This is a genomic window from Pseudomonas sp. S07E 245 (assembly GCF_019599025.1).
GTDB classification, from domain to species: domain Bacteria; phylum Pseudomonadota; class Gammaproteobacteria; order Pseudomonadales; family Pseudomonadaceae; genus Aquipseudomonas; species Aquipseudomonas shirazensis.
On the sequence record NZ_CP080625.1, the window covers coordinates 4,643,163 to 4,664,953 of the forward strand.

A 21,791-nucleotide genomic window follows, 5' to 3' on the forward strand; every position below is an offset into this window, starting at 1 on the left:
GAGCGGTCGCGAGACTGCGCGCAGGGCCCTCGGAGCGGGGCTTGGCTCTGTAGTTGTGCATCGTTTCGCTACGGGATCACGGTTTTCCTGAGTGCTTTTATAACACCTGTCGCAGTGGCATTAATTGACCAATTGCACGGGATTGACTGATTAGCCTCCACCCCAGCACTGCCCGGAGCATTCGTGCAATGAGTTCTGCCTCCCTAACCAAACCCCCCGCCGAGAGGGTCCGGGTCAACAACGTGGTGTTCATCACCTCTGCGCTGCTGATCCTTGTTCTGACTGCCTTGCTTATCGCTGTACCCGACACCGCCGGTGAAGTGCTCAACGTCGCCCAGACCTGGCTGACGCGCAGCTTCGGCTGGTATTACATGCTGGTGATTGGCGGCTACCTGGTGTTCGTCATCGTTCTGGCCTTCTCCGGCTTCGGCAAGCTCAAGCTGGGCGGCAAGGATGACCAACCGGACTTCAGCTACGGTGCCTGGGCCGGCATGCTGTTCTCGTCGGGCATCGGTATCTCGCTGCTGTACTTCGGTGCGTCCGAGCCGCTGGATCATTACTTCAACCCGCCCGAAGGCACCTCGGCCAGCGCAGAAGCGGCGCGCCAGGGCCTGCAGCTGACCTTCCTGCACTGGGGCCTGCACGGCTGGGCGATCTATGCCCTGGTTGGCCTGGCAGTCGGCTACTTCGCCTATCGGCACAACCAGCCGCTGGCCTTGCGTTCGGCGCTGTACCCGTTGATGGGCGAGCGCTGGGTCAAGGGCAGCGCCGGCCATGCGGTGGACATTTTCGGCATGTTCGTGACCCTGCTGGGGCTGGTGACCAACCTCGGTATCGGCTCGATGCAGGTTGCTTCGGGGCTCGAGTACCTGTTCGGCATGACGCACAGCAACACTAACCTGCTGATCGTCATTCTGGTCATGGCGACGGTGGCGACGGTGGCCGCGGTATCGGGTGTGGAAAACGGCATCCGCCGCCTGTCCAACTTGAATATCGTGCTGTTCAGCGGCCTGCTGATCTTCGTCCTGCTGGCCGGCGACACCCTGCACCTGCTCAACGGCTTTGTGCAGAACACCGGCGACTACCTCAACGGCATCGTGCTGAAGACCTTCGACTTGTATGTGTACGAGAACGAAGCGGGCAAGTCCGAGCGCTGGTTGGGCCTGTGGACCGTGTTCTACTGGGCCTGGTGGATTTCCTGGGGGCCGTTCGTGGGCATGTTCATCGCCCGTATCTCCAAGGGCCGCACCGTGCGCGAGCTGGTTGCCGGCGTGCTGTTGATCCCGCTGGGCTTTACCCTGGCCTGGCTGTCGATCTTCGGCAACACCGCACTGGACCTGGTGATGAACCATGGTGCAGTGGAGCTGGGCAAGACGGCGCTTGAGCAGCCATCGATGTCGATCTACCAACTGCTGGAATACTTCCCGGCAGCCAAGATCGTCATCGGGGTGGCGGTGTTCGTCGGCTTCGTGCTGTTCCTGACCCCGGCCGACTCCGGCGCGGTGATGATGGCCAACCTGTCGTGCAAGGGCGGCCAGGTCGACGAGGACGCGCCGCACTGGATGGTGGTGTTCTGGTCGGTGGTAATCACCCTGGTAACCATTGGCCTGCTGCTGGCAGGCAACTTCGCCGCCATGCAGACCATGGTCGTGCTCGCAGGGCTGCCGTTCTCGGTGGTGCTGGTGCTGTTCATGTTCGGCTTGTACAAGGCCATGAAGCAGGACGCGCAACTGGAGCAGGAGCGGGCCGAGCTGGCCGCGCGCGGCCGTCGCGGTTTCAGCGAGCGGCTCAGTGCGATGGAGTTGCAGCCGACCCAGGCGGTGGTTCAGCGCTTCATGGACAAACACGTCAGTCCGGCCCTCAAGGACGCCGCAGCGCAGCTGCAGGCGCAGGGTTTCGAGGTCGAGACCCGCTTAGGCCAGTCGCGCAATATGATGGGCCTGCGGGTGATGATGGAAGAGGGCAACCCGTTCGTCTACGAGGTCAGCCTGGACGGCTACCTGGCGGCGCCCAACGAGGCACAGGTGCAAGGCGAGGCCGATGTGCGCCAACGCTATTATCGCGCCGAGGTCTATCTGCACGATGGTAGTCAGGAGTACGACCTGATGGGCTTCTTGCCGGAGCAGATCGTTCGCGACGTGCTTGATCAGTTCGAGAGCCATCGCCAGGTGCTGGGGCGCGTGTACAGCTAGGACACGTGCGCAGCTCTGCTTGAAACAGGCCTTGTCCATTGGACAGGGTCTGTTTCGTTATTGCGCCAACTGCCTGATGGCGCAGTGTCGACCCCAGCAATAACTAACACCGGAGCACCCTGCACTACGCGTTAGGTTGAGCCTTTTCTCCTCAGGAAAGTGCCGCCATGCCCAGCAACCCATCCGCAACAGCTTTTGATTTCCGTGCCAGCGTAGCTGCTCAATTCGCCAACCGCCCTGGCCTGCGCCAGATCGCGGCTGAGCGGATCATGCAGCTCTTGATCGAACACCATCCCATTCTCAAGACTGCCAGACCTGACATGCATTCAGCTGAAGGGCTGATGCTGATGACACCTGGACTTCCTCTCCGACCGCTGGTCGACCTGGTGCTGCAAGCGCTGATTGACGGCAAGTTGCTGGACTTGTCGCCGGTAGACAACGTTGCCCAGTACTTCTGCCTGGAACCGGCTAGGCGCTTTTATGCGATCGAAGACTCCATGACCACCGGCGAGGGCGATGTCATAAAGCCTGAGCGGCTGCAGACAGCCTTCGACGAACTGATCAGGCAGTTGCCAGATGACTTCTGTCAGGCCCAGGTCGACTATTGGGCGACTGGCAGCATGGGCGTCGACCACCTGAGCTGGCTGCAGCAACTGCTCAAATCGGCGCTACTCTGCAACTTGCCCTGGCAGGTGCTGGATGAACAGCAGGCGCAGTGCGTGCGCGAGCTGCTGGCACGCGGCAATGTGCCGTCCGGTGTGTATCTGGTGCAGGTCGAACTGGACATTGGCGGGGCTACCTTCAGCGAGACATTGCCAAACCTGCTGATTCAGGCGCAATGGGACGAGCGCGAGTCCCTTCTGTGGTGCGCACCCTCGGGGGTCATCCGTGCATTCGACTCGTTCGACGAGTTTGCTGCTGCGCTTGCCGACGAGCTCGGCGTGCGTTACCGCTTCGAGGCCATGACCTGGCACCGCTTTGCGTTGGAGGGCGACTGCTTTGTGCAGCAGGCGGCAATGTTGCTGGATATTCTCCTGGCGACGCTGTCGCGGCTGCGCCCCGCCTTGTTGGCAGATGTCAGCGCGCTTGAGCAGGCATATGCCTCGCTGAGCGACCCTGCCAGCTTCTTCATCCCGGCCTATTCCAACGTTGGCAGTACCAAACTGATCCTGCCTCCAGGACTGAATAGAGCGTCTTCCGAGGACAGCTTTGCCTACCAGTGTGGCCTGTTCGAGCTGGCCTTGGCGCAGGCTGACTCCGACGGTATCCCTGCACTTGATGGCATTCTTGACCTGCATGGCTACGCCAGCCAGCGTTTGCGTGAGCAGATGTTGAGTGATCATCCGATCGACGCCAACTACTTTGCGGATGACCTGTTGCTGACCCTGAGCGTGGCCAGGGGAGTGCCCGGCGGTGCGGGCGCAGGTGTTGGCGGTGGGGTGGTTGAAACGCGCAAGGTTTCGCTTACCCAGCTTGCCGTAGGCAATTTGAGCTCACTGGCTGGAGCTACCGTGACGGCGATCGAGCATCGGGACGATCAACTGATCATGGACTGGATGAACGTCGAGTACGTCAAGGCACTTATCCAGCGTGTCGACATCGGTGCTCATTATCCGGTGTATGTCGCTGACCGTCTGGATGAGCCGGCCCAGCGTGAGCTGCGCGTCAGTCGTTTCGCACGTGAATGGCGTTGTTCCTTCCTGTTCAGTGCCTTGCAGGCAAAACTGGCAGGTAGCCTGAGTGAGGCCGCGCTGCAAGCCGTGGTCAATTACTGCCGGGGGCTGGATGACAAGCAGTTGCCAGGCAGCATGTTGATGCCACTTGCATTTCGGCGCGAGCCCAGCAGTGAGCACTACGACCTGGTGCGTGGAATGTATGTGCTGTTTTGCGTCGAGCCTGCGGTGGTTGTGCTATATCGGCCGTTGTATGCATCGCGCTCGGTGTGCGAGTTTGCCAGTCTGGATGCGATGATGCAGGCGATTCGTTCCGATATGGCCTTGCAGCAGGACATCCTTGAGTGGATCCTGCCACAGGCTCGAAGCGTGTATGCGCACGGCGGATTTACCGAGCCGCATCTGGGTGTGCCGATCATCGATTCCTCGCTCCTGCCCGAGCGCGTGCAACCGCCTGCGTTCTGGCCGCAGTATTGGCGCGTTGATGTCGACGCAAAGATGTATGCAGCAAACCGCGATCTGCTGGTGGAGCTGGCTGACCGGCAGAGTGTGTCGAATGCCGAGAGCCGTTGGGCCATTCTGTGTGAAGGTGCCTGGTTGCTGTTCGACCTGATTACCTTGCAACTGCGCGGGCCGGTGGCAGTGGTGGCCTGGATGGTGCAACTGGCCAAGAGCGTCGACAATGACCTCACTGCGTTGGCTCAAGCTAGTGCCTTCGGGCGCTCAGCGGCGGTTGTCGACCTGATCCTCAATGCCGGCATGGCGCTGCTGCATGCGCGGTTGCCGCAGTTGCAGGAGCCCGTCCCCTTAGAGCAACCGCCGCTGGATCTGTTGCGCGGGCCGACAATCGCAGGCAACGGTGCATCCACGGCGATGACTCGCCCAGTCCAAGGCAAGGTTTACCTGCCTGGCGAGGTGCTCAACCAGGCCAGCGTGAACCTGGACTTTTCCTTCAGTGGAGGGCAGGGCTTCAATGTCCTGCCTCCTCAACGGCGGCAGACCTTGCTGGCGATGCGCAGTGCTGTATCGCTCAACGGCATTCAGCCGCTGAGTGCTGGCCCTGAACAAGGCTTGTACATCAAGGATGGGCAGCATTACGTGTCGCTGCGCAGGGACACCTACGCGGTGGCGCTCAGCGCCGAAGGCGCACGCATTGAAGGCCGGGACGGCGCCGTCGGGCCGTGGCTGCTGCGCGAGTTCGGAGCGTGGCGTATCGATGCTCGGCTGCGCTTGGATGGCGGTATGCCGCGTAATCGCGTTCAGCGCCTGCAGGAAACCAAGAAGCAGCAGCTTGCTCTGCTCAAGAATCAGGAAAGTGCGCTTATCGTGGACAGCGAACCACGGCGGCGAGACCTCGAAAAATATATCAGGCAAGAGTTCGAGAACAAGGCGCTGATCCTTGATCTGGAACAGGAGGCATCACTGGACAGCGTTCAAGTAAGCAAGTTGGCGCTGCTCAGGAGCCTTCAGAAGCGCTACAGCGAGCGTGTTGCCGGTGGCTATAAACGATTGATCGAGGTAGACCGCAAGCATGATCGTATTCTGACCGAGATCACTGCCGTCAGGTCCGTTGACCCATTGCTGGATCAGGTGCTGGACGCACAGCGCAGCGATATTCGGCGCAGCCTGGTCGAGAACTGTGGGCATTACTACAACCGTCTGGCGGACATGATCAACGAGGAAGACGTGGAGGAGCAAAGGGAGCAGCTGATGGTCCTCCCGGAAACCGAGGTCGAAATCCAGCATTATCGGGACTTCACCAAGGCGCTTGAGGGCGTGCAGGTGTGGGAGCAGGAGTTGATCGAACTGTCCGGGCCGTTCGACGCCCTGCTCGAGGAAACGCTAAAGGACAGCACGATTCATTTCAAATCCGAGGAAGGCGGCAGAGACACCAAGGCTCAGATGCTCAATCGGATCATCGAGACAAGGCGAGCGAACGCGGTAGACCTTGAATTCCGTATGCTGCAGGACCTTGCCGAGCTTAGTCTGGATCGCCTTGGTGGGGCCGACGAAGCGACCTTGAACGAGTACCAGAACTATCTCAACGGCCCGGCGTTGGCCAGTGCTGGTGCTGCGCACGCCGAGCTGGCGGGTGCGGACCTCGCGCTGAGCGAGCGCCTGGAAGTCCTGAACGGTGTGATGGATGCCTACGAGGAAGCAGCAAGTATGGCCGATTACTTGCTGAGCGTGGGCAAGAGAGTCATCCGAGCGGACAAGCTGCGGCTATACCAGCAGACGCTCGGCAAACTCAAGGATTCGGTCAGGATCGAGATTGCCAGCGACCTGCGTGAACTTGAGCTGGCGGATGTACCGAGGGTGCGTACGCCTCTCTATGCGAAGCGTGGCGGCATACGTCGAGTGGTCCGCACGCACCGTGGCCGAAGCGTGGTGGGAGAGGAGGTGCAGGTCGATGGCGAGTCGGTTATCCAGCAAAGAGATTCCTACTCCAAGGTTTTGAAAACTTTCAGACGCCAGAACAGTGCATGGGTCGAAGACGCCGAGTCCAACCCGCTCGACAGAGCTTCCCCATCGACGCAAGGGCTTGCCAGTGTCCGCCGACGCGGGCGCACGCTGTTGGACGAGATGGATTCGGTGGTCAAGATCGCTCGGCGCTATGTTTCATCTGACGAGCCGTTGGGCTTGAGCACGGTATTGGAGCTGCACCGCGAAAAACTCAGCGAGGTGCTCGCAGCACTGCCTCGCAGCGAAGGCGATGCAGCGTTGTATGAAGATCTTGAAACGGGCATCGAGTCATTGCAGGCGACCCAGGATGACTTGCTCAGATCGATCTACTTCAACACCACTCACCCAACGGCACGAGCGCTCAAGTACCTGCACGAGCAGAAACAACTGACTATTGTACGCACCGTCAAACGCAGACCGCTGCCCCGCAACGACTACCTGGATATCTATGAAATCAAGCGGCTGGCCGTGTCCGGACATGGTCGAGGCATTGGCTTGTGGGAGGCGCATTTCCACTACGCCAGCGAGGGCGCAGCTGACCTTGATTTTGTCGCCGGGCACCTCAAAACCTGGGCGCAGCGCGCGTTGGGCCGCGACGCTCAATTACGTGCAGCGCAGAACAGTGAGGTGTTGGAGATCTACCGCAGCAAGCTGACCAAGGCCGATGTGCTCGGCATCATCCCGTTCGAGTAGGCTTCAGCGATTGCTGTAGCGGCCTTGCTTGCCATGTGCAGGCATGGCCAGATTGCTGCGCACGGCGATCATCTGGCGCAGCTCTATCAGTTCGATGCCCTGGCTCTTGAGCCGGGGCATTTCTCTTTCCAGAACCTCCAGCGTTTGTGCGTAGGGGTGGCCAATCAGAACAGCAGAGCCCTGCCTGCGGGCCAGCTCGACGCCTTCACGCAACTGAGCGGTGATGGCTTCACTGGTGCGCACGTCGTCCAGAAATACATCCCGTGACACGTGTGCAAGGCAGTCTTCCTGCGCCTTGGCGGCAGCCACGGTAGCGGCACTGGTGCGGCTGTCGACGAAGAACAGGTCACGGCGCTGCAACTCAGCCATCAACCAGGCCATGGCAGTTGGCTCAGCGGTCATGCGGCTGCCCATATGATTGTTCACGCCTGCGGCAAACGGCACCTTGAGCAACGCTGCGTCGAGGCGCCGGGCGAGCTCTTCGGTCGGTAGGCCAGGGTGCCAGGCATATGGGCCGGTGGCCGGGTCCATCGGCATGTGCAGGATCACCGTCTTGCCGGCTTTATGGGCCTGACGGGCGAAGTCACTGGCGTGCGGGGTATCAGGCATCACCGCCATGGTCACCGGGCCGGGCAGGGCAAGGGTGCGCTGGTCGCGCTCGATGCTCTGGCCAAGGTCGTCGATGATGATGCTCATGTAAGCCTTGGCCGGCGCCGCATGGGCGGCGCCGGTCAGCAGGCAGAGCAAGGTCAACAGCAGATAACGCATCAGCGGATCATTCGCCCTTGGTGATGTTCAGGCCTTTGAGCAGGCTCAGTGCCTGGCTCAGCTGGAAGTCATCATCCTGCGGACGCTCTTTGCGCTTGCTGCTGCCGGTCGGGCGGTCGGCGCCGCCGTTGCCGTTACCGAGGTGGCCTTGCAGGTCCGCTTCCTTGAAGTTCTCGGTGTCGGCCTCGGCAGTGAGCTTGGCCTGGCGCACTTCGATATCGGGGACGATGCCCTGGGCCTGGATCGAGCGGCCGTTGGGGGTGAAGTACAGCGCGGTGGTAAGCTTCAGGGCGCGGTCGTTGGCCAGCGGCAGCACGGTCTGCACCGAGCCTTTGCCGAAGCTGTCGGTGCCCATCAGCACACCGCGCTTCTGGTCTTGCAGGGCACCGGCGACGATCTCCGAAGCCGAGGCGCTGCCGCCGTTGATCAGCACCACCAGCGGTACGCCTTCACTGGCGTCGGCCGGGTCGGCCGAGAAGCGCAGCTCGGAGTTGGCGATGCGGCCTTTGGTGTAGACGATCAAGCCTTTGGTCAGGAAGTGGTCGGCCACTTCGACCGCCGACTGCAACACGCCGCCGGGGTTGTTGCGCAGGTCGAGCACGACCCCGCGCAGCTTCTTGCCGTTGTCCTTGCGCAGCTTGGCCAAGGCCTTGCCGACTTCTTCGCCAGTCTTGACCTGGAACTGGGTGATGCGGATATAACCGTAGCCGCTTTCCAGCAGCTGGCTCTTGACGCTCTTGACCTGAATGACCGCACGGGCGAGGGTCACGTCAAACGGCGTGCCGCCATCGCGGACCAGGGTCAGGGTGATCTTGTCGCCGATCTTGCCGCGCATCTTGTCGACCGCTTCGGTCATGCTCTGGCCACGGGTCGGCGCGCCATTGATCTTGACGATCAGGTCGCCGGCTTCGATGCCGGCACGCGAGGCCGGGGTGTCGTCGATAGGCGAGACAACTTTGACGAAACCGTCTTCCATGCCCACTTCGATGCCCAGGCCGCCGAACTCGCCGCTGGTGCTTTCCTGCAGTTCCTGGAAGTCTTCCGGGCCGAGGTAGGCCGAGTGCGGGTCAAGGTTGCTGAGCATGCCCTTGATGGCGTTCTCCAGCAGGGTCTTGTCGTCCACCGGTTCGACATATGCCGCTTTGATGCGGTCCATGACTTCGGCAAAGGTGCGCAGCTCTTCCAGCGGCAGCGGCGACTTCGCCGTGGCCTCGGGAGCTGGCGTTGCGGCTGGCTTGGCCGGCTCGGCGGCATAGGCCAGGGGCGCGCCGATCGCCAGGGCGACGGTCAGGGCCAGTTGGGTGAGGCGAGGCGAGTGCAGCATGTCGAACGAACTCCTGATCCTGTTGGCGCTCCCGCAGGAGCCTCGGTGCAGCCACCGTAAATAAGTTGAAATGCCTAGCCACGGCACCATTGCGCCGGGTCGCTCGGGCGGCCCTGCTGACGAATGGCAAAGTACAGACCTGCGCTTTCCTGGCCACCGCTGTCACCCACGGTGGATATGGCTTCCCCAGCCTTGACCACATCACCGGCGCTCTTGAGCAGGCGTTGATTGTGGCCATACAAGCTCAGATAGCCATTACCATGGTCGAGAATGACCAGAAGTCCAGCCCCACGCAACCAATCGGCAAATACCACTCGGCCGCCGTGCACTGCGCGAACCTGGGTGCCACTGCTGGCGCTGATCATCACACCATCCCATTTGGCGCGGGCATCACCACCACGGGCATCACCGAAGCGTGCCAGCAATCGACCATTGACTGGCCATGGAAGTTTGCCCCGCGCTGCAGAAAACGCACCGCCATAGCTGGCGCCATCGCCGGAAACCATCGGGCCGAGGGTGGTCAGGGCCTTTTTCGGTGGCTCGGCCGGCGCCTCGGCTGGGGCCTGGCGTGCGGCCAAGGCCTCCTGCTGGCGGCGTTGTTCGGCTTCACGCTGAGCGATCAGGGCTTTTTGCCGCGCCTCTTCAGCTTCGCGGGCCTGGCGCGCGAGGGTTTCTTCGATGGTCTTGAGCACCTTGCCCAGCTCGGCCTGGTCCTGCTCGCGGGCTTGCAGCTTCTGGTCGCGCTGCTTCAAGTCGCTGTTGAGCTTGGCCAATACCGCCTTGCGCTTGTCGCGCTCGGCTTCGAGCTCCTGCCGGCGGCTGTCGAGGTTGCCGCTCTGGGCGAGCAACTGCGCCTGCTGGCTGGCAATGTCCTTCTCGACATTGGCCAACTGACGCAGGGTCTCGTTGAACACGCGCAACTGCTCCATACGCGCCTTGCTCAGGTAATCGTAATAGGTGAGGGTGCGGGCAAATTTCTCTGGGTTCTGCTGGTTGAGCAGCAGTTTCAGGTATTCCTCGCGGCCGTTGTTCTGATAAGCCGAGCGGGCCTGACTGGCAATCAGGCCTTGTTGTTCAGTGCGGGCGGACTGGAGTTTTTTTTTCTCGGTATCAAGGCGCTCCAGTTCGCCCTCGGTCTTTTTTAGTTCTTGCTGCAGGGCCTCCACCTGCTTTTCCAGGTTACCGATGTCGGTTTCGGTGCTCTTCAGGTCTTTTTGCACACCGGATTTTTCTTCCTGGAGCTTGCCCAGCATCTTCTTGAGCTCGGCGATGTCCTGGCGGGTGGCATCCAGTTGTTGCTGGGTCTGTGCGCGCTCATCGGCAAAGGCCGGGCTGAGCAGGCATGACAGGGCGAGAAGGATCAGGGCGCGGAACATGGAGTGGGCGTACCAGGGATGGAGACTGGCCTAGTATGCCCGCCTGGGCCTGCAAACAAAACGCCCCGCGGCATCTGCAGCGGGGCGTTTGTCTGGAAACAGCGGTGTAGCGGGCGGTTTATTCGACCAGAATCGAAGTCCCGGTCATTTCTGCCGGGATTTCCAGGCCGAGCAAGGTCAGCATGGTCGGTGCTACATCGGCCAGCACGCCGCCTTTACGCACCTTGAGCTGGCGCTTGCCGACATAGATGAACGGGACGGGCTCGGTGGTGTGCGCGGTATGCGCCTGGCCGGTGCTCTCGTCTTCCATCTGCTCGACGTTGCCGTGGTCGGCGGTGATCAGTGCTTCGCCTCCGACTTTGTCCAGGGCATCGACAATGCGCCCGACGCAGGTGTCGAGCGCCTCGACGGCTTTGACCGCAGCGGCAAATACGCCGGTATGGCCGACCATGTCGCCGTTGGCGTAGTTGACCACGATCACGTCGTAGCGCTGCTGCTCGATCGCTTCGACGATGCGGTCGGTGACCTCAGGCGCGTTCATCTCGGGCTGCAGGTCATAGGTAGCAACCTTGGGCGAAGGGATGAGAATACGTTCTTCGCCTTCGAACGGCTCTTCGCGGCCACCGGAGAAGAAGAAGGTGACGTGAGCGTACTTCTCGGTTTCGGCGATCCGCAGTTGGGTCTTGCCGTTTTTTGCCAGGTATTCGCCAAGCACGTTGTCCAGGCTGGCCGGGGCGAAGGCTGCCGGCGCGGGGATCTTCGCCGAGTACTGGGTCAGGCCGATGAAGGCTGCCACTTTTGGCTGGCGGGTGCGGGCAAACTCGTTGAAGTCAGGCTCGACGAACACCCGCGACAGTTCGCGGGCGCGGTCGGCACGGAAGTTCATGAAGATCACCGCATCGCCATCTTCGACAGTGACCGCTTCGCCAATCCGCGTGGCCTTGACGAATTCATCGCTCTCGCCGCGCGCGTAGGCGGCCTCAAGCCCTTCCACAGCGGTAGCCGCAGTGTGGTCGGCACTGGAGTCGACGATCAGGTTGTAGGCCGCGGCGACGCGGTCCCAGCGGTTGTCCCGGTCCATCGCAAAGTAGCGGCCGATGATGCTGGCGATGCGGCCCTTGCCCAGTTTGGCGAACGCTGCGTCGACCAGTTCGAGCGACGACTGCGCGCTGCGTGGCGGCGTGTCGCGGCCATCGAGAAACGCGTGCAGGTAGATCTTCTCGGCGCCGCGCTGCGCGGCCAGTTCGGCCATGGCGATCAGGTGGTCCTGGTGGCTGTGTACGCCGCCGTCGGAGAGCAGGCCGAGGATGTGCACGGCCTTACCGGCGCCGACAGCCTTGTCGACTGCATCGCAGAGCACCGGATTGGTGAAGAACTCGCCATCGCGGATGGCCTTGGTCACCCGGGTGAAGTCCTGGTACACCACGCGGCCAGCGCCGAGGTTCATGTGGCCGACTTCGGAGTTGCCCATCTGCCCGTCAGGCAGGCCGACGTCCATGCCCGAACCCGAGATCAAGCCGTTCGGCTGGGTAGCGCAAAGGCGATCGTAGACCGGCGTCTGCGCGGCAAGGATGGCGTTGTATTCGACGTGTTCGCTGTGCCCGAAACCATCAAGGATGATCAGGACCAGAGGCTTGGGGGTGTTCGTCATCAATCGCACTCACGGTTGCCAGAAGATGATAAAGACCCGATTTTAGGGCAAATGCGCCACCCCAGGCGAAAATTCATCGTGTTTGCCGACTGGCGCTGCAACGTTTGCAGATGAATGCTGCACGCCTGCCCGGCGGGCGGGCTTTGGTGGGCCTTGGCTGCTGTGTATACTGGCCGACATTTTCAATCGCGTGGAACACACCTGATGGTTGCTAACCTGATTACATTTGCCACAAACCACTTCATTCTGGTGGCGATTTTCTTTGTTCTGCTGATCCTGCTGTTGCTCAACGAAATCCGTCGTGGCGGCCAGAGCCTGAGCAACGGCCAGCTGACTGCGCTGGTCAACGCCGACAAAGGCGTGGTGCTCGACATCCGCACCAGCAAGGAATTCGCGGCCGGCCACATCGTTGGCGCCCTGAACATCCCGCAAGACAAGCTCGCCAGCCGTATGGCCGAGCTGGAAAAGCATAAAGACAAGACCCTGATCGTGGTCGACAGCATGGGTCAGCAATCCGGTACCCATTGCCGTGAACTGCTCAAAGCTGGTTACACCGCGGCCAAGCTCAGCGGTGGCATTTCCAGCTGGAAAGCCGATAACCTGCCCCTGGTGAAGTGATATGAAGCCCGTCATCGTCTATTCCAGCGACTACTGCCCGTTCTGCATCCGCGCCAAGCAACTGCTGCAAAGCAAAGGCGTGCCGTTCGAGGAAATCAAGGTCGACGGCAAGCCCCAGGTTCGCGCCGAAATGAGCCAGAAGGCCGGCCGTACCTCGGTACCGCAGATCTGGATCGGCAGCACCCACGTCGGTGGTTGCGATGACTTGTACGCCCTCGAGCGCGCGGGCAAGCTCGACAGCCTCCTCGCGGCCTGAGTCACACCGCATTCAACCCATTAGGATTAGGATCAGCCATGACTGAGCAACAGAACAACGGCGCTGCCACTGACGACAACGCAGCACAATTCTCCATGCAGCGTATCTACGTGCGCGATCTGTCTTTCGAAGCACCGAAGAGCCCGCAGATCTTCCGTCAGCAGTGGGAGCCGGCTGTTTCGCTGGACCTCAACACCCGTCAGAAAGCCCTCGAAGGCGACTTCCATGAAGTCGTGCTGACCCTGTCGGTGACCGTCAAGAACGGTGACGAAGTGGCTTTCATCGCGGAAGTGCAGCAGGCCGGTATCTTCCTGATCAAGAACCTTGACCCGGCTTCCATGAGCCACACCCTCGGCGCGTTCTGCCCGAACATCCTGTTCCCGTACGCTCGCGAAACCCTGGACAGCCTGGTAACCCGCGGCTCGTTCCCGGCGCTGATGCTGTCGCCAGTGAACTTCGACGCCCTGTACGCGCAGGAAATGGAGCGCATGCAGGCCGCTGGCGAAGCACCGTCGCTGCAATAAGCACGGCTGCCAGACCGAGAAAAGCGCCCTGTTGGGCGCTTTTTTTGTGGCTCAGAGAAAGCCCTGCTGGCGCCAGGCTTCATACACCGTCACTGCCACGGTGTTGGACAGGTTCAGGCTGCGGCAGCCTGGGCGCATCGGCAGGCGCAGCTTCTGCTCGGCGGGCAGGGCGTCGAGTACTTCGGCCGGCAGGCCGCGGCTTTCCGGGCCGAACAGGAAGGCATCGCCTGGTTGGTAGGCAACCTCGTGAAACGGGTGCGAGCCCTTGGTGGTGAAGGCGAACAGACGCGGCTGGCCGAGGCTTTCCAGGCACGCCGCCAGGCTCTCGTGGCGCTTGAGCGTGGCATACTCGTGGTAGTCCAGCCCGGCCCGGCGCAGGCGCTTGTCGTCCAGCTCGAAGCTGATCGGCTCGATCAGGTGCAAGGCGCAGCCGCTGTTGGCACACAGGCGGATGATATTGCCGGTATTCGGCGGAATTTCTGGTTGAAAAAGGATGACGTGAAACATGCACGGCTCCAAGCGTGAAGATGACGAGCATTCTACCCTTGAACCGGATCAGCGTTCGAAAGCGTTCCCGCGGGTAATGCTGTCGCTGGCCATCGTCGGGGTGATGGTCGGCTTGATGATCGGCCGCCTGACCACGCCTGAAGAGCGTGTGCTGGAGCAGATCGGAGTAGTGCAGGGCGGGCTTGACCTGTGGTTCAACGAAGAGCCAAAGCTGCATGGCGAGAACGTCGAAGGTACGGTGGCGATTGTGTTCGAAGCGAAGGGCAAGGCGCAGCGCGGGCAACTGATGCTGGAGGAGAAGCCGGTCGGCTGGCGTTTGCAGAACAGCGACAAGGGCTTGCTGCTGACGGTGGTGGCCGCGCGCCCCCTGCAGGGCGAATGGAGCGCTGCAGAGGACGCGGGACGTTGGCGTGTGCAGGTGAAGCTGCACGAATAAAAGAGGGGATTCCCGGCCTGCCTGTACCGAGGTCCCCAGAACTTGCTCGACTTGCGAATAAAATAGGGGTCACCCGGCCTGCCTGTACCAGGGCCCCCGAAACTGGTTGTGCAATAGCTATTGCAGGGGGCGTGCCAGGTTTTTTAAACGCTGTGTTTGTTAGGGTTTGCGGGTGATTAGGCCGGGATTTGATGTCGTTTGTGCCTTGCTGCGGTGCGTTGGGCACGATCTCGGTGCATGGTACAGACTGCGCCGATCCGCAACCGAGCGCGGTCCCTGTAGGAGCGGCCTTGCCGGGGCGCCGGACCGGTCGGAAAGGCCAGCGAAGCTGGCCCGGCGTGTAGGGCGTCAAGCGTGGATCAATGATCGTCGCCGTCATCCTCATCGCCGCCGTCGATCTTCATCCCCAGTTCTTTGATCTTGCGGGTCAGGGTGTTACGCCCCCAACCCAGCAACACCGCAGCATCACGCCGACGCCCGGCGGTATGCTTGAGTGCGGTCTCGATCATGATCCGCTCGAAACTCGGCACCGCGCTGTCGAGCAGGTTGGACTGCCCCCGCGCCAACGCCTGATCCGCCCACTGGCGCAGTGCCTGCTCCCAGTTGGTCACCGGCGCAGCATCCTGCGGCAGGTTGAGCAGCTCCGGCGGCAGGTCACCCACCAGCACTTCGCGGCTAGAGGCCATTACCGTGATCCAGCGGCAGGTGTTCTCCAGCTGGCGCACGTTGCCCGGCCACGGCAGGTTGCGCATGAACTCTTCGGTCTCCGGCTTGAGCAGCTTTGGCTCGACCGACAGCTCTTGCGCCGCTCGGCCGAGGAAGTGCCTGGCGAGGGTGGGGATATCCTCACGGCGGTCGGACAGTCGCGGAATATGGATGCGGATCACGTTCAGGCGGTGGAACAAGTCCTCACGGAATTTGCCCGCCTGGACCAGGGTTTCCAGGTTCTGGTGCGTTGCGGCAATGATGCGTACATCGACCTTGACCGGGATATGCCCGCCCACGCGGTAGAACTCACCGTCAGCCAATACCCGCAGCAGGCGGGTCTGGGTGTCGGCTGGCATGTCGCCGATTTCGTCGAGGAACAACGTGCCGCCATCGGCCTGCTCGAAGCGGCCACGGCGCAGGTTGGCAGCGCCGGTGAAGGCGCCTTTCTCATGGCCGAACAGCTCTGACTCCATCAGATCCTTGGGGATCGCCGCCATGTTCAATGCAATGAACGGCGAAGCAGCCCTTGGGCTGTGACGGTGCAGGGCGTGGGCAACCAACTCTTTACCGGTACCCGACTCACCGTTGATCAACACGGTGATGTTGGAGTGGCTGAGGCGGCCGATGGCGCGGAATACTTCCTGCATCGCCGGCGCCTCGCCAATGATCTCCGGCGTGCGCGTCAGCGTCGGCGCGACATGCAGGCCTTGCTGCTCCTGAGCATGTTGGTTGGCCCGCTTGACCAGCGAGACCGCCTCGTCAACGTCGAATGGCTTCGGCAGGTACTCGAAAGCGCCGCCTTGATAGGAGGCAACCGCACTGTCCAGGTCCGAATGCGCGGTCATGATGATCACCGGCAAGCGCGGATGTTGTTCGCGAATCTGCGCCAGCAGGTCCAGGCCGCTGGCGCCAGGCATGCGGATGTCGGAAATGATCACGTCCGGCTGCTGCCGGGCCAGGCGACCCATGACTCCGTCAGCGCTGTCGAAGCTCTGGGTGGTCATGCCCTCCTGTTGCAGGGCTTTTTCCAGGACCCAGCGGATGGAGCGATCATCGTCGACGATCCACACGGTTTCACTTCGGCTCATGGGGCAGTGGCTCCTTGTTCCAGAGGCAGGAAGATCGAGAAGGTGGTGTGGCCGGCATGGCTCTCACACTCGATCAGGCCCTGGTGCTGGCTGATGATGTTCTGGGTAATGGCCAGGCCGAGGCCGGTACCGTCCGGGCGCCCGCTGACCATGGGATAGAAGAGGGTGTCCTGCAGTTCCGCCGGGATGCCGGGGCCGTTGTCGGTGATTTCGACGCGGGCTACCAGGCGATGACGGATGTGGCCAATGGTGAACTGGCGCACGGCGCGGCTGCGCAGGCTGATGCGGCCCAGGCGCAATTCGTTCTGGCTGCTGATCGCCTGCATTGCGTTACGCACGATGTTAAGTACGGCCTGGATCATCTGCTCGCGGTCGATCAATACGTCCGGCAGGCTCGGGTCGTAATCACGCACCAAAGTGATGCAGCCTTGGCTTTCGGCCTCGACCAGGCTGCAGACGCGCTCCAGCACTTCGTGAATGTTGGTCATCGCCAGCGACGGCAGTTTGTTCGAGCCGAGCATGCGGTCGACCAGGTTACGCAGGCGGTCGGCTTCTTCGATGATCACGTTGGTGTAATCACGCAGGCCATCATTGGGTAGTTCACGGGCCAGCAACTGCGCCGCGCCACGAATGCCGCCCAGCGGATTCTTTATTTCATGGGCGAGGCCACGCACCAGCATCTTGGTGGTTTCCTGCTTGGACAGCTGGGCCTCTTCCTTGGTGATACGCAACAGCCGGTCACGCGGGTGCACCTCGAGCAGCAGCAAGGTCTGGCCTTGATGCAGGATCGGCGTAACCGCGTAATCGACGGTGATGCTTTGCCCGGTCAGCGAGGTCAGTTGCGCCTCGCGCTTGGTGAACGGGTGAGCCTGTTCAACGGCCTGGCGCAGCGAGTTGAGCGCCTCGGTCGACTCGGTGAACAGCTCGCTGATGAACTGCCCATGACTGCGCTGACCGCTGACCGCCAGCAGCATCTCTGCGGCCGGATTCATGTACTCCAGGCGCAGTTCGGCATTGAGCAGCAGGGTCGCTGTGGTCAGGTTGTCCAGGAGTAGACGGTGCTGCGCATCGCTGATGGTCATGGGGCGTCGTCGACCTCTTTTGGCACATGGGTCGCCCTTGGCTGAGCCAGGAGCGGGCGCGCTGGTGATCCGCGTGATGGTTTGAAAATGCAAGAAACAAACCAAGGCTCCGAAAAGAAGCGCAATTACCGGAAAAAGCCCTGTTCATGCGCTATTGCAGGCCAAAAACTATCGATTAAACGATTCACTTGAACCATATTGGGCTGCATGGCAGAGCAGTAGGCCCCGCCATGCACCAATATAGAGCATATTGCTCGCGTGCTCAGTTGCAGAGCTGTCCGGTGGCGCGGATCATGCCGGCACGGTGCAGTGCATCGCCTTGGCGTTGCGCCAATGCCAGGGCCAGCTTGCGCGCGCACTGGCGGCTGCGGGTTTGATCGAAAGACGCCAATTGGTGCAGCAGGTCTGTCTGCAGGCCGTCCAGCCGCGGGCGGATGATGCGTTGCAAGTCATGTCGTGGTAGTGCCGGCGCGGCTCCGGCGAGCTGCCATTGCGACAGCCGCGCATACTGCACCAGCTTGTTGGCCTCTATCTGATCATCAAAGAACGCCGCTGCACGAGCAGGGTCAAGGCCATAGCCAGGCGCCGCGTTGCGCACGGCAGCAATGATGGCTTGCTCGCGCTCGGTTGCCTGGACGGGCTGGGCGTTATCCCATTTATGCAGCGCCACCACATCGGCCACGGCCAGTCGCCGCTCGACCAGGTCAAGCAGGGGTGAGAAGGTGGGGTCGTCAGAGGTGGCGCTGCAGCCGCTCAGACCGAGGGCGCAGGCGAGGATAAAGGGGGCAAGGCGCATCGGCAGTCTCCTTTTCAGTGGAGGCTGGAAGTGTGCGGTGATGCTGAGGGTGCGCAAGTCGGACGCTTCTGAAAATCCTGTCTGGCGAAACGGAAAACGGCCTCCCGAGGGAGGCCGTCTTCAGTTGATGCCTAGTGACGACAGGCGTCGCTTACATCAGCAGCTGTAGTACAGCTCGTATTCCAGCGGGTGTACGAAGGTGCGCACCTTGATTTCTTCTTCGCTCTTCAGCTCGATGAAGGCATCGATGAAGTCGTCGGAGAACACGCCGCCCTTGGTCAGGAACGCACGGCCTTTATCCAGCTCTTCCAGAGCTTCTTTCAGGCTGCCGCAGACTTGCGGAATGTCCTTGGCTTCTTCTGGTGGCAGGTCGTAGAGGTTCTTGTCGGCAGCATCGCCTGGATGAATCTTGTTCTGGATGCCGTCCAGGCCAGCCATCAGCAGGGCTGCGAAGGCCAGGTATGGGTTGGCCGACGGGTCCGGGAAGCGCGCTTCGATACGGCGAGCTTTCGGGCTGCTGACGTAAGGAATACGGATCGAGGCGGAACGGTTACGGGCCGAGTAGGCGAGCATTACCGGTGCTTCGAAACCTGGGACCAGACGCTTGTAGGAGTTGGTCGACGGGTTGGTGAAGCCGTTCAGTGCCTTACCGTGCTTGATGATGCCGCCGATGAAGTACAGGGCGGTATCGGACAGGCCGGCATAGCCTTCGCCAGCGAAGGTGTTCTTGCCGTCTTTCCAGATCGACATGTGCACGTGCATGCCCGAACCGTTGTCACCGTAGAGTGGCTTCGGCATGAAGGTAGCGGTGCGGCCGTAAGCGTCGGCAACGTTGTGCACGACGTATTTCAGGGCCTGGACTTCGTCAGCTTTCTTCACCAGGGTGTTGAACTTGACGCCGATTTCGTTCTGACCGGCAGTCGCCACTTCGTGGTGGTGAACTTCAACGATCTGACCCATTTCTTCCAGTGCGTTGCACATGGCAGTACGGATTTCGTGGTCGTGGTCGAACGGAGGTACTGGGAAGTAGCCGCCTTTGACGCCTGGACGGTGGCCTTTGTTGCCGCCTTCGATGTCAGCACCGGTCATCCACGAGCCTTGCTCGGAGAAGATCTTGAACATCGAACCGGAGATGTCGGACTGGAACTTCACTTCGTCGAAGATGAAGAACTCAGGCTCTGGACCGGCGAACACGGTGTCACCCAGGCCAGTGCTCTTGAGGTACTCTTCAGCGCGCTTGGCGATCGCACGTGGGTCGCGATCGTAGCCGAGCATGCTCGACGGGTCGACGATGTCGCAGGTGATGATCAGGGTTGGCTCTTCGGTGAACGGGTCGAGCACAGCGGTATCGTCAACCGGCATCAGGATCATGTCGGAGGCTTCGATGCCTTTCCAGCCGGCAATCGACGAACCGTCGAACATCTTGCCGACTTCAAAGAAGTCTTCGTCCAGACCATCACGCGCCGGCATGGTCACGTGATGCTGAGTGCCTTTGGTGTCCGTGAAACGCAGATCAATCCACTTGACGTCATGATCTTTGATGAGTTGAACCGACTTCGACATGTTGTCCTCCGGAGGGTCTAGAGCGCGGTGGGCCGCTGCCCTGGAAAAAGGGTGTTGCTGGGCGCGGATAGTCGGCCAAGCTTACCTGCCTCACAAGAGAGCAAATTGCATGCCAGTGCCCGAAAATGGCGAGTCTGAGATAAAAGCGGGCGTTCAGGGGCACTTATTGGTAGTGGTCCGAGCAAAAGCGCACCTTTTAGATGCGGAAATTGCGAACTGCGCACCAAATTAGTGCGCATCTTTGCGGGGGCGTTTTCTGGAACCTCTTCGCGGGTAAACCCGCTCCCACAGAGATAGCGGTGGAGTCGGGCATTACACCATCCTGTGGGAGCGGGTTCACCGGGACGCCGGATCGCCGCTAAAGAGCCGGCACAGGCGCGGCAAAATCAATCTCTTGCACTCATCTCAAACCTTTCTGTTCAAAAGTTGGTCAAATCCTGAGCAATTTCCGCTATAATTCGCGCCCCTCATTTTCGGCAGGCCCTGGGCGCGCTGTTTACCCATGAAACTCATCGTCAAAGTCTTCCCAGAAATCACCATCAAGAGCCGGCCGGTGCGCAAGCGCTTCATCCGTCAGCTCTCGAAGAACATCCGCAACGTGCTCAAGGATATCGACCCTGAGCTGAAGGTTGACGGTGTCTGGGATAATCTCGAAGTGGTCACCCGCATCGAAGACGAGAAGCTTCAGCGCGAGATCATCGACCGGCTGTCGTGCACGCCGGGGATCACCCATTTCCTTCAGGTAGAGGAATACCCGCTGGGCGACTTCGACGATATCGTCGAGAAGTGCAAGGCGCATTACGGCCATCTGCTGGCCGGCAAGCGCTTCGCCGTACGCTGCAAGCGTGGCGGCCACCACGACTTCACCTCGATGGATGTCGACCGTTATGTTGGCAGCCAGTTGCGCCAGCAGTGCGGCGCCGCCGGTATCGACCTGAAGAACCCGGAAATCAAGGTGCGGATGGAAATCCGCAATCAGCGCCTTTACGTCATCCACAATCAGCATCAAGGTATCGGCGGTTATCCGTTGGGCGCGTTGGAGCAGACTCTGGTGTTGATGTCCGGTGGTTTCGATTCCACCGTGGCTGCCTACCAGATGATGCGTCGCGGCCTGATGACCCACTTCTGCTTCTTCAACCTCGGCGGCCGTGCCCACGAGCTGGGGGTAATGGAAGTCGCTCACTACCTGTGGAAAAAATACGGCAGCAGCCAGCGCGTGCTGTTCATCAGCGTGCCGTTCGAAGAAGTGGTCGGCGAGATTCTCGGCAAGGTCGACAACAGCTACATGGGCGTCACCCTCAAGCGCATGATGCTGCGCGCAGCGGCCAACATCGCTGACCGCCTGCAGATCGACGCGCTGGTCACCGGTGAGGCGATTTCCCAGGTGTCGAGCCAGACCCTGCCCAACCTGACAGTGATCGACCAGGCCACTGACAAGCTGGTCCTGCGTCCGCTGTTGGCCAGCCACAAACAGGACATCATCGATACCGCTTATCAGATCGGCACAGCCGAGTTTGCCAAGCACATGCCAGAATACTGCGGCGTCATCTCGGTCAACCCGACTACCTGCGCCAAACCGCAGCGGGTTGTATATGAGGAGGCCCAGTTCGATATGCAGATTTTGGAGCGCGCGCTGGAACGTGCTCGCTTCATCTCGATCGACCATGTAATCGACGAACTGAGCCAGGACATTCAGATTGAAGAGGTGGCCGAGGCCACTCCAGGCCAGATCGTCATCGACATTCGTCACCCCGATGCGCAAGAGGATCAACCTCTGGTGATCGACGGTATCGAAGTCCAGACCATGCCTTTCTATGCCATCAACAGCCGCTTCAAGCAGCTCGATGGCAACCGTCAGTACCTACTTTATTGCGACAAGGGCGTCATGAGTCGCCTGCATGCGCATCATCTGCTCAGTGAGGGACATGCCAATGTGCGTGTTTATCGTCCGGCATAAACTGCCAGGGCTGTATGGCGGCAGCATCCGCCATCGCCCTCCCGACCCGCGGGCCCGCTGAGCCTTTTACCTTCATATTGGCCGTCTAGAATGGGCGGCAACCGAATCCTCTGATC

At 61.0% G+C, this 21,791-nt stretch carries 16 protein-coding genes; 7 read left to right on the plus strand and 9 right to left on the minus strand.

Features of this window, described 5'->3' with window-relative positions; genetic code table 11:
• The first annotated feature begins 188 nt into the window (after positions 1-188).
• Both K3F44_RS21405 and K3F44_RS21410 read left to right on the plus strand, forming a co-directional pair.
• On the plus strand, positions 189-2,192 hold the full coding sequence (locus K3F44_RS21405) for a BCCT family transporter (protein WP_150572675.1): 2,004 nt from the start codon (positions 189-191) through the stop codon (positions 2,190-2,192).
• 167 nt (positions 2,193-2,359) lie between these two features.
• A complete protein-coding gene (locus K3F44_RS21410; protein ID WP_220632925.1) occupies positions 2,360-7,021 on the plus strand; it encodes a dermonecrotic toxin domain-containing protein in 4,662 nt (1,553 codons plus the stop codon).
• Positions 7,022-7,024: 3 nt separating this feature from the next.
• Here the strand turns inward: K3F44_RS21410 and K3F44_RS21415 are convergent, their stop codons facing one another.
• The 4 genes from K3F44_RS21415 to gpmI all read right to left on the minus strand — a co-directional run bounded on the left by K3F44_RS21415 (position 7,025) and on the right by gpmI (position 12,140).
• Entirely contained in the window at positions 7,025-7,789 is a 765-nt protein-coding gene (locus K3F44_RS21415; RefSeq protein ID WP_150571521.1) for a divergent polysaccharide deacetylase family protein, read from the minus strand.
• Positions 7,790-7,796: 7 nt separating this feature from the next.
• Complete coding sequence (locus K3F44_RS21420; RefSeq protein ID WP_150571520.1) at positions 7,797-9,113, minus strand: S41 family peptidase; 1,317 nt, start codon at positions 9,111-9,113, stop codon at positions 7,797-7,799.
• A gap of 74 nt (positions 9,114-9,187) precedes the next feature.
• Positions 9,188-10,489, minus strand: a complete 1,302-nt coding sequence (locus K3F44_RS21425) for a murein hydrolase activator EnvC (RefSeq protein ID WP_103435734.1) — start codon at positions 10,487-10,489, stop codon at positions 9,188-9,190.
• A 118-nt stretch (positions 10,490-10,607) separates the two neighbouring features.
• Entirely contained in the window at positions 10,608-12,140 is a 1,533-nt protein-coding gene (gpmI, locus tag K3F44_RS21430) for a 2,3-bisphosphoglycerate-independent phosphoglycerate mutase (protein ID WP_101315602.1), read from the minus strand.
• 204 nt (positions 12,141-12,344) lie between these two features.
• On the opposite strand from gpmI, the gene K3F44_RS21435 reads away from it, so the two are divergent.
• Genes K3F44_RS21435 through secB form a run of 3 tightly spaced genes read left to right on the plus strand, consistent with a single transcriptional unit; the run spans position 12,345 to position 13,538 of the window.
• Complete coding sequence (locus K3F44_RS21435; RefSeq protein WP_101315604.1) at positions 12,345-12,758, plus strand: rhodanese-like domain-containing protein; 414 nt, start codon at positions 12,345-12,347, stop codon at positions 12,756-12,758.
• Position 12,759: 1 nt separating this feature from the next.
• Positions 12,760-13,014, plus strand: coding sequence for a glutaredoxin 3 (gene grxC, locus K3F44_RS21440; RefSeq protein WP_101315605.1), 255 nt, complete (start codon positions 12,760-12,762; stop codon positions 13,012-13,014).
• A 38-nt stretch (positions 13,015-13,052) separates the two neighbouring features.
• The gene (secB, locus tag K3F44_RS21445; protein WP_103435737.1) at positions 13,053-13,538 is read left to right on the plus strand and encodes a protein-export chaperone SecB; all 486 of its coding nucleotides are present in this window, start codon (positions 13,053-13,055) and stop codon (positions 13,536-13,538) included.
• A gap of 51 nt (positions 13,539-13,589) precedes the next feature.
• On the opposite strand, the gene trmL is transcribed toward secB, so the two are convergent.
• Positions 13,590-14,045, minus strand: a complete 456-nt coding sequence (gene trmL, locus K3F44_RS21450; protein ID WP_101315609.1) for a tRNA (uridine(34)/cytosine(34)/5-carboxymethylaminomethyluridine(34)-2'-O)-methyltransferase TrmL — start codon at positions 14,043-14,045, stop codon at positions 13,590-13,592.
• On the opposite strand from trmL, the gene K3F44_RS21455 reads away from it, so the two are divergent.
• A complete protein-coding gene (locus K3F44_RS21455; protein ID WP_220632926.1) occupies positions 14,044-14,481 on the plus strand; it encodes a hypothetical protein in 438 nt (145 codons plus the stop codon). The two genes, trmL and K3F44_RS21455, sit on opposite strands and share 2 nt — an antisense overlap.
• 359 nt (positions 14,482-14,840) lie before the next feature.
• Here the strand turns inward: K3F44_RS21455 and ntrC are convergent, their stop codons facing one another.
• The 4 genes from ntrC to glnA form a co-directional block, all read right to left on the minus strand.
• Positions 14,841-16,277 (minus strand): nitrogen regulation protein NR(I), encoded by a 1,437-nt coding sequence (gene ntrC / locus K3F44_RS21460; protein ID WP_101315613.1) that lies wholly within the window; start codon positions 16,275-16,277, stop codon positions 14,841-14,843.
• On the minus strand, positions 16,274-17,359 hold the full coding sequence (gene glnL, locus K3F44_RS21465) for a nitrogen regulation protein NR(II) (protein ID WP_101315616.1): 1,086 nt from the start codon (positions 17,357-17,359) through the stop codon (positions 16,274-16,276). The genes ntrC and glnL overlap by 4 nt, the downstream gene beginning before the upstream one ends.
• Positions 17,360-17,621: 262 nt before the next feature.
• Positions 17,622-18,155 (minus strand): chorismate mutase, encoded by a 534-nt coding sequence (locus K3F44_RS21470; RefSeq protein ID WP_220632927.1) that lies wholly within the window; start codon positions 18,153-18,155, stop codon positions 17,622-17,624.
• A gap of 156 nt (positions 18,156-18,311) precedes the next feature.
• A complete protein-coding gene (gene glnA / locus K3F44_RS21475) occupies positions 18,312-19,718 on the minus strand; it encodes a type I glutamate--ammonia ligase (protein ID WP_101315620.1) in 1,407 nt (468 codons plus the stop codon).
• 502 nt (positions 19,719-20,220) lie between these two features.
• Here glnA and thiI point away from each other — a divergent pair.
• A complete protein-coding gene (gene thiI, locus K3F44_RS21480; RefSeq protein WP_150571217.1) occupies positions 20,221-21,675 on the plus strand; it encodes a tRNA uracil 4-sulfurtransferase ThiI in 1,455 nt (484 codons plus the stop codon).
• The last annotated feature ends 116 nt before the right edge of the window (positions 21,676-21,791 follow it).